Genomic DNA, 13,502 nt, shown 5'->3' with positions numbered 1-13,502 from the left:
AACTTCCTTTTAATTTTAAATCTGGTGGCCTAGCTAAAATCAAACGCTAACCCAAAATATTGGTTTCACTTGCCAATCTGCGATTAATCAACTCAAACTGGCAAATGTTATTACTGGTAAGCCTTTCGTTACTGATAAAAGTTACGAATGAATCCAAGTGTCTTTTCGCACTCTTCGCGGTTACCAATACTAATACGAACACAGTCTTCAATAGGTGAATTACGCAAAATAATGCCCGTATCCCAAGCCGCTTTAAATAACTCATCGCCGTTCGGGAATTTCACCAGTAAGTAGTTACCCCAGCCATCAAAAACCGTCACTTGAGGCATACCTAATAGACCCGCCTGCAAATACGCTCGGTTAGCACTTAAATCCAGAACTTGGAACTTAGCTCGCGCGAGTCCTTGCTCTGAAAGTGCTTGAACGGCAATGTCAGCAACAGGGATTGGCACTGGATAAGGAGCAATCACTTTCAACAGTACATCGATAAGCTCTTTGTTCGCTAGCGTAAAGCCACAACGTAAGCCCGCCAAAGCAAAGGCCTTCGACAAGGTGCGCAGAATCGCTAGGTTTGGATATTGCTCAAGCAAATCAACGGTTGACGCTTCTGGACAAAAATCGATATACGCTTCATCCATCACCACAATCGCTTTGTCTTGTGTCATTTCAAGCAACTTGATGATGTCTTTGCGATCAACCAAATTACCGGTTGGGTTATTTGGGCTACAAACAAACACCACTTTTACGTTGTCGAGCTGAGCTTCGATAGCTGGAAGATCCAATTGCCATTCAGAAGTCAGAGGCACAACCTTACGCTCAACACCAATCGTCTCTGCACTGATTGCGTACATACCGTAAGTGGGTGGGCAGTAAAGAATAGCGTCTTCGTTCGGCTCACAGAAAGCACGAATCAATAACTCAATGCCTTCGTCAGCACCACGCGTTGTCAGAGTTTGCTCTGATTTCACGCCTGCGTATTGAGCGTAAGCATCAATCAGCTCTTTTGGCTGACATTCGCTGTAACGGTTAAGACGAGACAAGTTCAGGTTGTACTCGTTATCAAACGGAGATTCGTTGGCGTTTAGCCATACATCACCAGTACCGCCTATGCGTCTTGCAGACAAGTAAGGTGTTAGAGCCTGAACTTGTTTTCTTGCTAACTTTTCCATGCCCTACCCTTATTTCGCTTTATTTAACTTTTCAACTCGGATAGTCACAGCGCGTTTGTGTGCATCCAAACCTTCGGCTTCCGCCATTGTTACTACTGTTGGCGCTAGGCCTTTCAACCCATCGGCTGTTAGCTCCTGCACCGTCATTCGCTTAGAGAAATCAGCCAAACCTAGGCTTGAATACGTCTTGGTATAACCGTAAGTCGGAAGAACGTGGTTTGTGCCGGATGCGTAGTCACCTGCAGATTCTGGAGACCAGTCACCAAGGAAAATTGAGCCTGCATTATCTAGCAATGGCAGCAATTCACGTGGGTTCTTGGTTTGAACGATCAAGTGCTCAGGACCGTAGAAATTCGAAATCGCAATCGCTTGAGTGATCGATTCAGCAATGATGATTAAGCTTGAAGCCAATGCTTGCTGAGCGATGTTCGCACGAGACAGTTCTTTCAGTTGCTTTTGAACCGCTTCTGTTACTTGGTCTGCAACCACTGGAGATGGAGTTACCAATACTACTTGAGAGTCAGGCCCGTGTTCCGCTTGGCTCAACAAATCCGCTGCAATGAAGTCTGCATCAGCCGTTTCATCAGCAATCACTAACACTTCAGATGGGCCAGCTGGCATATCAATAGCTGCTCCGCGGAAGTCATTACTCACTTGGCGCTTTGCTTCCGTAACGTAGGCATTACCTGGGCCGAAGATCTTATCGACTTTAGCCACACTCTCGGTACCGTAAGCCATTGCTGCAACCGCTTGACCACCACCAACGTTGTAAACTTCGTCGATCTTACAAAGCTTAGCGACATACAAGATTTCATCAGCGATTGGCGGAGGTGAACAAAGCACAACCTTACGACAACCTGCGATTTGAGCAGGAACACCTAACATAAGAACCGTTGACGGTAGTGGCGCACTGCCACCGGGAATATAAAGGCCAACAGTATTAATCGCGCGCGTCACTTGCTCACACACAACACCAGGCTGTGTCTCAACCTTAATTGGCTGCGGCTTTTGAGCTTCGTGAAACTTAGCAATGTTGCTATAAGCTTGCTCTAACGCTTGCTTCATCTCTGGTGTTAGACGAGCACACGCCTCTTCAATCTCACCCGAACTGACTCGGATAGATTCTGGAGTTACACCATCAAACTTTGCAGTCAGCTTTTTAAGCGCGGCATCGCCTTCATTTCGTACTTTTGCAATAACATCAGAAACAGTCGCTGTGATGTTTGCACCTTCAGTAATAGCTGGACGCTCTAATACCGAGTCTTGCTGTGATTCACTTAAAGATTGCCAAACAACGGTTCTCATCGTCACTACCCCATCATTTTTTCGATTGGTAATACTAGAATCGAGCTTGCACCCAACTCTTTCAGCTGTTCCATTGTTTCCCAGAACAAGTTCTCTGTACTTACTAGGTGCACGGCAACTTTGTCTTTGTCTGTAGATAGAGGAAGAACCGTTGGATCTTCAGCACCAGGCAGTAGTGCTTTGATTTGCTCTAGTTGAGAGGTTGGCGCGTGAAGCATGATGTACTTCGACTCTTTCGCTTGTTGAACACCCTGCATACGAGTCAGTAGTTTTTCAATCAGTGCGGTCTTGTCTGCGTCGAAGTCGCCAACACGTTGAATCAGTGTTGCTTTCGATTGGAAGATAGCTTCTGCTTCTTTTAGGCCGTTCGCTTCAAGCGTTGCACCTGTAGAAACTAAATCAGCGATAGCGTCTGCAAGGCCAGCGCGAGGCGCGACTTCAACCGAACCTGTTAGCATACAAGTGCTGAACTCAACACCCTGCTCGTCCATGTAGGCTTTAAGTAGTTGTGGGTAGGTTGTCGCAATACGTTTGCCCGCTAAGTCTTGTGGGCCGTTGTATTCTTCGTCTTTATTAATAGCGATTGAAAGGCGGCAACCACCGAAGTCTAAACGACGTAGTGTGCGGAACTCTGAAGGCTCTTTAAGAGCAACACGATCTAGACGAACTTCTTCTAGTTCATTTTCACCGATGAAACCAAGGTCAACTACACCATCCATGATAAGACCTGGGATGTCGTCATCACGAACGAGTAACAAGTCGATTGGCATATTTAGTGAGTGAACCACTAGGCGCTCACCCATGATATTAAATTTAACACCACATTTTTTAAGTAGGTCTTGGCACTCTTTACTTAAGCGACCTTTCTTTTGAATTGCGATTCTTAGGCGTTGTGTCTGCATTGCTGTATCCCTGTGCAAATATTTGAATTTATTGATTATTTAAAAGCGCTAAAACTAAAAAACCCTCGGGGACTTTGTCATCCCGAGGGTTTAAATCTAAATTCTTTTGACTTAACCTCCGGGAGTAATCTTGCTCCCGGGTATACGTAAATCTCCCCGAAAGACTAGATAGGGTGATGATGGTGATGAATGTTCATTACTAATTTACGCATACTTATCAGCTCTTAGGTTGTTTGCTGTCTTGTCTCCACACTAACTAAGCTGACATCCTTTTTCAACCATTTATTCGAACTTTTTTCACGAAACTTAAAATTAAATTAACAGGCACAAAAAAGGGAGGCAAACGCCTCCCTGATAGTTTACTGATTAACTTTCAATTTTAGCTTTTGCACGTCGCCATTTTGCAGCGAGAGAAGTAAGCCAATGCAAAACATACAGCAACAAACGTTAGAGACGCTGCGCCAAATGCGATGCCAATTGAAGATGTCATACCTAGAGTGATGAAACCAATGCACGATACGAACGCTACAGACAACGCGTATGGAAGCTGAGTCGAGACGTGGTCGATGTGGTTACAACGAGCACCAGTAGAAGACAGAATCGTCGTATCTGAGATTGGAGAACAGTGGTCACCAAATACTGCACCCGCTAGAACCGCACTTAGCATTGGAAGAATCAGTGCGATATCCGATGCTGCAGCCATATCACCCGCGATTGGTAGCATGATACCGAACGTACCCCAAGATGTACCTGTAGAGAACGCCATAACGCCCGCTAGAAGGAACAACATAACCGGTAACCAGTGGTAATCAATGCTGCCTGTTACTAGAGACGATAGGTAAGAACCCGTTTTCATGTCGCCGATAACAGAACCGATAGTCCATGCAAACACAAGAATCAGAATCGCGCCAAACATAGAGCTAGCACCGATCCACATTGTTCTTGCGATATCAGTCATAGATAGCTTTTGCTTGAATACTGTCGCTAGTGCTACTAGTAAGCCAATAACACCACCGTAAACAAGAGACTTACCTACATCCGTGTTTTCGAATGCGCCTAGAAGGTTGAATGCTTGGCCATCAGCAGCCAGCGCTTGGCCGCCTGTGTAAAGCATTGCAGCCACTGTCGCTACAATTAGCGATACGATTGGCATAACAAGATCAGAAACTGAACCGTTTTCGCTCTCTTCGATATCTAACTCTTCGTTTAGATCGTGAGCTTGCTTTTGATCGTTGTCACCTTCAAAGCCACGGCCTTGAGATGCTTCGATCTCATGCTCACGCATCTTACCAACGTCTAGACCGAACCATGCTACTGCGAACACCATTAGTAGTGCGAATACAGCGTAGAAGTTCATTGGGATAAGACGAACGTAAGCACCCAGTGCAGAATACTCTGTCACACCGTGTGTCACTAAGATGCCACCAATGATCGTGATGATGTAAGCACCCCAGCTAGAAGCAGGCATGATCACACACATAGGAGCAGCAGTTGAATCTAGGATATAAGCAAGCTTAGCGCGAGATACATAGAAGCGGTCTGTTACAGGACGAGAGATAGCACCAACCGCTAGGCTGTTAAAGTAGTCATCAACAAAGATGAATACACCTAAGAAAGCAGCAAGTAGTTTTGAACCACGTTTGCTCTTAACGCGAGACTGTGCCCACTCCGCGAATGCGCGAGTACCGCCAGACAGTGTTAATAATGCCGTTGTCATTCCAAGAATAATTAGGAATGCAATGATGCTCATGTTCCAAGTGTTGATGCCACCATCTTCGATGAAAACACCAGATGCTTTAGTAAACACGTAGCTAGCTGCGTTACCTACTGAGTAATCAGCAAGTAGAATCGCACCCATGATGATACCGACACCCAAAGAAACCAATACACGGCGGGTAACAATAGCAAGGCTCAAAGCCACAAGGGGCGGAAGCAAAGATAAAGGTGATGTTGCAAAATCTATTAAATTCATGATCTTCAAAAACCAGTTTTTTATTTGGCTAGAGATCTACTGCAGACAAACTTGATACGGCTGACCAAGCTCATGTTGAACTAAGCGAAAGGGAAGTGAACACTTCACCCAACCCTACAGTAGCGCTCCATAGTTTAAAATTAAGACTATGGCAGTGTTGTACCTATTGAGCACAACCCCAGCAAATTGCTTAGATATACAATTTACTTCGGCAATTACACCTTTCATTCCCGTTCATTGGCATCACCCCAACGGAAGTTACTTTTTATAATTGCACCTCTACGTGCGATAACATTATTAACCGTGCAAACCAGAGTTTAACAACAAATTAACCAACACCTCGCATCAGGTAGCCGCAATTGTACTCACCAAGAGCAACAATGCAACATATCATTCCGAGAAAAATAGCTTTTTGTTAATGAACTAATCAATAGAAGAATAGTCTACATAAGTTGACTACTCCACCTGTCACATATCATTTTTTAAGATATTCTTAATAATTATTATAAATTCAATAGAAATACTGCTCTGAATTTTCAACTATTCATCTCACTTTTATATTTAAATATGTAATAGAAGAAATACTATTTGTTTTATTCCTAGGCTCTGTTTATTATTAGGAAGATTATTTAGTTTACCTTGATGGAAAATATCATGTCTGAATTAACAAAAACTCTATTAAATATCCGCAGCCTTCGTGCGTTCTCACGTGAATTAACTCTTGAGCAACTTGAAGAAGCGCTAGACAAGCTGACTATTGTTGTACAAGAGCGTCAAGAGTCTGAAGCTGAAGAGCGTGCTGCTAAAGCAGAGCAAGAAGCTAAGCTTTCTGCTATTGCTGAACAAATTGCAAAAGACGGAATTGATGTTGCCGATCTTATTGCTGCACTTTCTGGTGAAGCAAAATCTAAAACAACAAAAGCTAAACGCGCTCCTCGCCCAGCGAAATACAAATACGTAGACGCAAACGGCGACGAGAAGACTTGGACAGGTCAAGGCCGTACGCCTTCAGCTATCCAAGAACAGCTAGATGCTGGTAAATCTCTAGAAGAGTTTGCTATCTAAACATTTAGTTTACTTAGTGAGTAATCAATTACACGCTAAGCGATAGAATTAATATTTAAGTCGACCAAAGTATTATTTACGACTTCAATATATTCAGAAACAAAAAAGGCTCCTTTCGGAGCCTTTTTTATATTTGTACTATCAGTATTAGAAACCAACTGATACTGATAGTACTACTGATTAAAGAAAGTAACTTATCTTTCCCAGTACGCTTCTTCTAGGCTATCTTCTCTTTCAGGAAGGCCACGAGATAAACGTGGAGAGTGTTGAACCAACACTTCATAGCTAGCACGGTTAGAATATTTACAAACTTGTGAGAACGAAGAGTACGTCAAGAATGAATGTTGGTGTTTACTTGAGTTTGGCACGTTTTCTTTGTGGTACTTATTAGCAGCCATATCATGTAATAAAGCTGATAACGCAGCATCACCTGCACCATTGGTATTTTTGATCTTTTCTGGTCCACCCATGTATGGCGCAATGTGCGAATACACTTTAGTTGGGTTTTCACATAAATCTTTATGCGCAGGACGGCTAAATTCAAAACGGTTGAATTCCGCAATTGAACCTGGAAGTAAAGGCAGTGACGTTTCACGCTTAGCTGCATCTTCTGTATAACCAGCCATAAATAGGCCAACAGGTCCCGCAGTACATAGAACAAGGTCTACCCAGTCTAGCGCTTTATCTGATGCAGCCAGTGGATCGCTTTCACCCGTTAACGCTTCAGCTTCGTCTTCATTCATTGCAACAACCGTTACGTGTTGCTCAAGGAAATCTTTCCAGAATTCTGGATCATCTTGAATAACGAACTTAGTACCTAGTGTAAGAACGACTGGCACATCGTATTTCTTCGCGTATTCGATCGCTTTCATTGTTGCTTCAGGCATCGGGTCGCCTGGCTTACAGCGAACTAAATAAGCCGTTAAAACTAAAGCAGAAGCACTTTTGAAGATTTTTTCAGGAATGCTTTCTGGTTTTAATTGGTTCATTTGTCCTTCGCTAATTGCGAAAGTACGTTCACCGTCTTCTGTAATTAATGCAAAGCAGCGACCAATTGCGCCATCTACCCCTTGTAAATGGTTCAGATCCATTCTGCTTGATGTATTACATAAATAGCGATAACCGTAACTACCAATCTTAATATCTTGGCTCATTACACCTAACAGTGTAGAACGGTCATCCGCTAGCACTGAATAGTTGTGTAATGTGTTACCAATTGTGCCACCAGCGTATTCATTGGTAATCAGGCATTGCTCTTTTAATTCTTGATACAAAGATTCAGCGGCTGCGTCGCCAATAACCAGTGAATGTCCCTTGCTCAAACCATACTTCTCAATAAGTTCAGAACTCACCTTTGCTTCAATATCCACCAATGTTTGGTCAATACCGATAATATGAGTGCGTGACATTCTTTTACTGCTTTGAGCTTGGCTCACTAGAGGATCACGAGCGTGAACCGGAAAGTAGTGCTTTGATTTACGTTGTCCAGGGAATTTCATAAGGCTAGTCTAAGTCAAGGGGAAATAGGTGGCGGATTCTACCGCGCTATATTTAACGCGGCAATCTTTCAAACTATAGCAAACGTTTGCTGAAGGTTTTTTTTATTCGCCTTCCATAAAGCTTAAATCAGGCAGCATGCCCAAATGCTCCGCGTAACGTTTTTGATTAAACTCCGCGCCGTTTTTCATAACGTCAAATACTTCAATTGCCAGTGCACATGCCATAGCCGCAATTGCTTCTTCACGTGGAGTGCCTGTCATCATTAAACGCATCAACGTCTCTTTCACTTTCACTGGTTCGCCATCTTCAAGCTGGTTCTCGATGATCTCAATCAGCTCTTCTTCTTGCATAAATTCATTTTGTTCAGACATTTTTTTATCTCAGGTCTTGGATTTCGAGCGACTATGCCACATATACTTCTGACATCCTAGCGACTCACCTCGCTCTCATGCGATTCTCTAACAAAGTCAGCGCACTATTTGTGCAAATGAAACTGTGATTCCGGTCTCGGATCTGTCACGGCGTTTCTCTTTCTGTTAGAATCTGCGACCAAGTAATAGTAACGGTGTTTAGACATGTCAGATATCAGCTCTGGAAACAGCGAAAAGAAAGTAATTGTCGGTATGTCCGGCGGTGTAGATTCGTCAGTATCGGCGTATCTTCTTCAGCAACAAGGCTATCAGGTAGAAGGCCTTTTCATGAAAAACTGGGAAGAAGACGATAACGAAGAATACTGCACGGCAGCTGAAGATCTTGCTGATGCTCAAGCGGTATGTGACAAACTAGGTATCCACCTTCACACTATCAACTTTGCTGCAGAATACTGGGACAACGTATTCGAATACTTCCTTGAAGAGTACAAAGCAGGTCGTACACCTAACCCAGATATTCTTTGTAACAAAGAAATCAAATTTAAAGCATTCTTAGAGTTTGCGGATGAAGTGCTAGACGCAGACTACATTGCGATGGGTCACTACGTTCGTCGTACTTTCCCAACTCAAGAAGAGCTTGATGCTGGCGTAAAACCAGAAATGCTACGCGGTCTAGACAGCAACAAAGACCAAAGTTATTTCCTATACACGCTAAGCTCAGATCAAGTGGCACGCAGCCTATTCCCTGTCGGTGAATTAGAGAAGCCAGAAGTGCGACGTATTGCTGAAGAGCAAGACTTGATCACAGCTAAGAAGAAAGATTCAACAGGCATCTGCTTTATCGGTGAGCGCAAGTTCACTGAGTTCCTAGGCAAATACCTACCAGCACAACCGGGTAACATCGAAACACCTGAAGGCCAAGTGATTGGTCAACACCAAGGTTTGATGTACCACACGCTAGGTCAGCGTAAAGGCCTTCATATTGGCGGCACTAAAGGTGGTGGCGGTAACGAAGAACCATGGTTTGTTGGTGAAAAAGACCTTAAGCGTAATGTACTTATCGCAGTACAAGGTAAAGACCACCCTCTTCTGAAATCAGAAGGCTTGATCGCATCTCAACTTCATTGGGTAAATCGCACACCAATTACTGAAGTTATGACATGCACGGTAAAAACACGTTACCGTCAAACAGATATTCCTTGTACAATCATCCCAATTGATGATGAGAACATTAAGGTTATTTTTGATGAGCCACAAATCGCAGTGACCCCAGGTCAATCTGCAGTGTTCTACCAAGGCGAAGTATGTCTTGGTGGTGGTATCATCGAAAAGCGCATCTAATCAATCAAACGACAAACGATAGAAGACAACTAGGAGTTACTACGTGGCTAATACACTTTATGACCGTACTATTGCTTTCGCCGGAATTTGCCAAGCTGTGGCTTTGGTTCAACAAGTAGCGAAAGACGGCCATTGTGATAAAGATGCCTTTGAAGCTTCACTCAGTGCCATTTTAAATACCAACCCATCGAATACCGTGGGCGTATTTGGACGTGAAGCGAACCTAAAGCTTGGCCTTGAGTGCTTAGTAAAAGGTATCGATAGTACTCCAGCAGGTAGCGATATCACGCGTTACATCATCAGCTTGATGGCGCTTGAGCGTAAGCTGTCTTCTCGCAACGACTCTATGTCTCAGCTTGGTGACCGCATTCAAACTGCAGAGCGCCAAACTGAACACTTTGATCTGTTTGACGAGCAAATGATAAGCAACCTTGCAAGTATCTACCTTGATGTCGTCAGCCCTATCGGCCCTCGCATTCAGGTTTCTGGTACTCCGTCTGTACTTCAGCAGACATCGAGCCAACATAAGGTTCGCGCACTGCTTCTATCAGGGATTCGAAGCGCTGTGTTATGGCGTCAAGTTGGCGGTAAACGTCGCCACCTTATCTTCGGTCGTAAGAAGATGATCGAGCAGGCTCAAATCCTACTAGCTCGAATGTAGTTTATTAGCTCGCGCCTCGTCGCGAGCTTGTTTTTTGTATCAACACAACTCTCACGCAAACGATTGCGCAATGTGCGTGACAATTGAGATTGTTACTGGTATAAACCTCTCAAAATTTAGAAAACTCAATTCAGGAGAACACCATGGAACTGTCAGCATTGACTGCTGTTTCACCAGTAGACGGCCGTTACGGAAGTAAGACTATTGCATTACGCAGCATCTTTAGTGAGTTTGGACTACTAAAGTACCGCTCTATCGTTGAAATTCGTTGGTTACAAAAGCTTGCAGCAACTGATGCAATCAAAGAAGTACCAGCGTTCAGTGCAGAAGCTAACCAGTTTCTTGATGAACTAGCCGCTAACTTCAGCGAAGAAGATGCTCTACGTATCAAAGAGATCGAGCGCACGACTAACCACGACGTTAAAGCGGTTGAGTACTTCTTGAAAGAGAAAGTTGCTGGCGTTCCTGAACTTCACGCTGTAAACGAATTTATTCACTTTGCATGTACTTCTGAAGACATCAACAACACCTCTCACGCGCTTATGCTTAAAGAAGCTCGTGACACAGTGATTCTTCCAGAAATCCGTAACGTAATTGATGCTATCAAAGCACTTGCGAACGAGTACCGTGATATTCCATTACTGTCTCGTACACACGGTCAGCCAGCTTCTCCTTCTACTATGGGTAAAGAGATGGCTAACGTTGCGTACCGTATGGAACGTCAATACAAGCAAATCGAAAACGTTGAGATCCTAGCGAAAATCAACGGTGCTGTAGGTAACTACAACGCACACCTTTCTGCATACCCAGAAGTTGAATGGCACCAGTTTAGCGAAGAGTTCATCACTGAATCTCTTGGCGTAACTTGGAACCCGTACACAACTCAAATCGAACCTCACGATTACATCGCTGAGCTATTCGATGCAATTGCTCGTTTCAACACTATCCTTCTAGACTTCGACCGTGACGTTTGGGGCTACATCGCTCTTGGTCACTTCAAGCAGAAGACTATTGCTGGCGAAATCGGTTCTTCGACAATGCCGCATAAAGTTAACCCAATTGACTTCGAAAACTCTGAAGGCAACCTTGGTCTAGCGAACGCAGTATTCAGCCACCTTGCACAAAAACTTCCAGTTTCTCGCTGGCAGCGTGACCTTACTGACTCTACGGTTCTTCGTAACCTAGGTGTGGGTGTTGGCTACGCAATCATTGCATACACTTCGACTCTTAAAGGTATTAGCAAGCTTGAAGTTAACCGCGCTGCGCTACTTGCTGAACTAGACAAGAACTGGGAAGTATTGGCTGAACCAGTACAAACAGTAATGCGTCGTTACGGCATCGAAAAACCATACGAGAAGCTAAAAGAGCTAACTCGTGGTAAACGTGTAGATGGCGAAGGCATGCGTGCATTCATCGATGGTCTTGAGATCCCTGAAGACGAGAAAGTTCGCCTGAAAGAGATGACTCCAGCGAACTACATCGGCCAAGCAATCGAGCTAACTGACAAACTGTAAGGTTCGAATTTCGAATCACAGAATAGACTAAGGCTTCCCATGTGGAAGCCTTTTTGTTGAGCGGAACAAAGTGTATTGAGCACAAGAGACGTCAGCAAAATAATACAAAGCAACCCAGTATCATTACCCTACTCATCTCAATCCGTGCGATATCAACCAATCAATATCGTAATGCTTCATCACCAGTAACCCTCTATCGCCAGACACCTATTCCTCGAATACTTACTGTCTTAGATGCCAAGATCAAAAAAGACCTCCCGAAGGAAGCCTTTCAAATGTATCTTGTCGATTAGCGACTGAAGAATACGTAGCGATTACATGTTACGTAGAGAAGCAATACGCTTGTCTAGCGGCGGGTGGCTCATTAGAAGCTCAGTTAGAGACTTCTTACCGTTGATACCAAACGCCATCATAGAACCTTCTAGTTGTGGCTCATGGCTCACCTTTAGACGCTCGAGCGCTGCAATCATCTTCTCTTTACCAACCAAGTGCGCAGCACCTGCATCAGCATGGAACTCACGGTGGCGGCTGTACCACATGGTAATGAAGCTCGCTAGGAAACCAAATACCAGTTCCAGCACCATAGACACACCGAAGTACACCATCATGTTGCTGCCACCCTCTTCTTCGTTGTCATTCGACGCAACAATGTTGGCGATGAAACGAGATAGGAAGATAACGAACGTGTTCACAACACCTTGCATTAGGGTCATCGTCACCATGTCGCCGTTTGCGATGTGGCTAACTTCATGCGCTAATACCGCTTCAGCTTCGTCACGTGTCATGTTGTGCAGAAGGCCTGTTGATACCGCTACCAATGAATCGTCACGCTTAGCACCTGTTGCGAATGCGTTGATGTCTGGCGAATCGTAGATCGCCACTGTTGGCATACCAATACCAACTTGTTGAGCTTGACGGCTTACCGTCTCCATCAACCAATGTTCTGTTTCATTACGTGGGTTCTCAATGACCATGCCGCCAACTGAGCGTAGCGCCATTTTCTTTGACATCATTAATGAAATGAATGAGCCGCCAAAACCAAATACCGCAGCCATTAACAGCAAGCCTGAGAGGCTTCCTGGTTGCATACCTGTAACTGCGTATACAATATTAAGAACAACACTTAGTACCAATACAACCGCAAGGTTGGTTGCAAGGAACAACATTACTCGCTTCATTACTTATCTCCGCATGAAAGCTGTTTTTATAAAACTTATTGTTATAGACAAGGCAGACAGCAATTTATTCCAACCTTGAGACTTATACTTACTTATACATATAGTCTTAGATTAAGAAAACAAGGTTAAGCATTAAATTGCAACATTTGATTACGAGACCATATCCGAATTAAATCCACTCTATTAGACCTAAGTCGTATGGTGTCGATATAACAATCCGTTTACAGTGACTGCAGATGATTTATTGGCTAGTCCATGTACAAAAAGGAAAGGATCATGGTTGAAGGTACTAACACTCAAATGGCTATCGATTTACTGTGCTGTCACCTAGGGATTACTGAAGAAGAAGCGAAAAAGCAGGTTGGAATCCTAACACCGCAAACGGCACAGACAAAAATCACAGAAACTCAGCAAGCTTTAATGGGACTGACTAAAGAACATTAGTTCTAAGCTTGTTTATTAAAAGACCGGTTGTTTATCAACTCAAGGTCTAAAGGCTTAAAATAGCAAAAGGGCTGCAATCG

12 protein-coding genes, 1 riboswitch and 1 other annotated feature are annotated in these 13,502 nt (G+C 43.9%); of the genes, 5 read left to right on the top strand and 7 right to left on the bottom strand.

Features of this window, described 5'->3' with window-relative positions; all coding sequences use genetic code 11:
* Positions 1-128: 128 nt before the first annotated feature.
* From hisC to AB6E52_RS14505, 4 genes are all read right to left on the bottom strand, one after another.
* Positions 129-1,169 carry a histidinol-phosphate transaminase gene (gene hisC, locus AB6E52_RS14520; RefSeq protein ID WP_017060266.1) on the bottom strand — a complete coding sequence of 347 codons (1,041 nt, stop codon included), beginning with the start codon at positions 1,167-1,169 and terminating at the stop codon, positions 129-131.
* A 9-nt stretch (positions 1,170-1,178) separates the two neighbouring features.
* A complete protein-coding gene (hisD, locus tag AB6E52_RS14515; protein WP_017065318.1) occupies positions 1,179-2,480 on the bottom strand; it encodes a histidinol dehydrogenase in 1,302 nt (433 codons plus the stop codon).
* Positions 2,480-3,376 (bottom strand): ATP phosphoribosyltransferase, encoded by an 897-nt coding sequence (hisG, locus tag AB6E52_RS14510; RefSeq protein WP_017060264.1) that lies wholly within the window; start codon positions 3,374-3,376, stop codon positions 2,480-2,482. Before hisG ends, hisD begins: the two co-directional genes overlap by 1 nt.
* 53 nt (positions 3,377-3,429) lie before the next feature.
* Positions 3,430-3,565: a sequence feature (His leader region), on the bottom strand.
* Positions 3,566-3,755: 190 nt separating this feature from the next.
* A complete protein-coding gene (locus AB6E52_RS14505; protein ID WP_017060263.1) occupies positions 3,756-5,348 on the bottom strand; it encodes a Na+/H+ antiporter NhaC family protein in 1,593 nt (530 codons plus the stop codon).
* 112 nt (positions 5,349-5,460) lie between these two features.
* Positions 5,461-5,638, bottom strand: a riboswitch (Lysine riboswitch).
* A gap of 364 nt (positions 5,639-6,002) precedes the next feature.
* Here AB6E52_RS14505 and AB6E52_RS14500 point away from each other — a divergent pair.
* A complete protein-coding gene (locus AB6E52_RS14500) occupies positions 6,003-6,413 on the top strand; it encodes an H-NS family nucleoid-associated regulatory protein (protein ID WP_017060262.1) in 411 nt (136 codons plus the stop codon).
* Between the two features lie 194 nt (positions 6,414-6,607).
* Here AB6E52_RS14500 and AB6E52_RS14495 read toward each other — a convergent pair whose 3' ends face one another.
* Both AB6E52_RS14495 and AB6E52_RS14490 read right to left on the bottom strand, forming a co-directional pair.
* Positions 6,608-7,912 (bottom strand): inosine/guanosine kinase, encoded by a 1,305-nt coding sequence (locus tag AB6E52_RS14495; RefSeq protein WP_017060261.1) that lies wholly within the window; start codon positions 7,910-7,912, stop codon positions 6,608-6,610.
* Between the two features lie 102 nt (positions 7,913-8,014).
* Positions 8,015-8,284 carry a hypothetical protein gene (locus tag AB6E52_RS14490; protein ID WP_010439986.1) on the bottom strand — a complete coding sequence of 90 codons (270 nt, stop codon included), beginning with the start codon at positions 8,282-8,284 and terminating at the stop codon, positions 8,015-8,017.
* Between the two features lie 204 nt (positions 8,285-8,488).
* On the opposite strand from AB6E52_RS14490, the gene mnmA reads away from it, so the two are divergent.
* From mnmA to purB, 3 genes are all read left to right on the top strand, one after another.
* The gene (gene mnmA / locus AB6E52_RS14485; protein WP_017060260.1) at positions 8,489-9,625 is read left to right on the top strand and encodes a tRNA 2-thiouridine(34) synthase MnmA; all 1,137 of its coding nucleotides are present in this window, start codon (positions 8,489-8,491) and stop codon (positions 9,623-9,625) included.
* Between the two features lie 43 nt (positions 9,626-9,668).
* Complete coding sequence (hflD, locus tag AB6E52_RS14480) at positions 9,669-10,286, top strand: high frequency lysogenization protein HflD (RefSeq protein WP_017060259.1); 618 nt, start codon at positions 9,669-9,671, stop codon at positions 10,284-10,286.
* A gap of 143 nt (positions 10,287-10,429) precedes the next feature.
* Positions 10,430-11,800, top strand: coding sequence for an adenylosuccinate lyase (gene purB / locus AB6E52_RS14475; RefSeq protein ID WP_017068077.1), 1,371 nt, complete (start codon positions 10,430-10,432; stop codon positions 11,798-11,800).
* Between the two features lie 314 nt (positions 11,801-12,114).
* Here purB and htpX read toward each other — a convergent pair whose 3' ends face one another.
* Positions 12,115-12,978 (bottom strand): protease HtpX, encoded by an 864-nt coding sequence (gene htpX, locus AB6E52_RS14470; protein ID WP_102319770.1) that lies wholly within the window; start codon positions 12,976-12,978, stop codon positions 12,115-12,117.
* Positions 12,979-13,254: 276 nt separating this feature from the next.
* Between htpX and AB6E52_RS14465 the strand changes: the two genes are divergently transcribed.
* On the top strand, positions 13,255-13,422 hold the full coding sequence (locus tag AB6E52_RS14465; RefSeq protein WP_017060256.1) for a hypothetical protein: 168 nt from the start codon (positions 13,255-13,257) through the stop codon (positions 13,420-13,422).
* Positions 13,423-13,502 lie beyond the last annotated feature (80 nt).

Source organism: Vibrio sp. 10N.247.311.13, from assembly GCF_041467595.1.
In the GTDB taxonomy this organism is placed as follows: Bacteria; Pseudomonadota; Gammaproteobacteria; order Enterobacterales; family Vibrionaceae; genus Vibrio; species Vibrio crassostreae_C.
The sequence above is the reverse complement of the archived record's forward strand: the minus strand, read 5'-3'. Positions and strand labels throughout refer to the sequence as shown.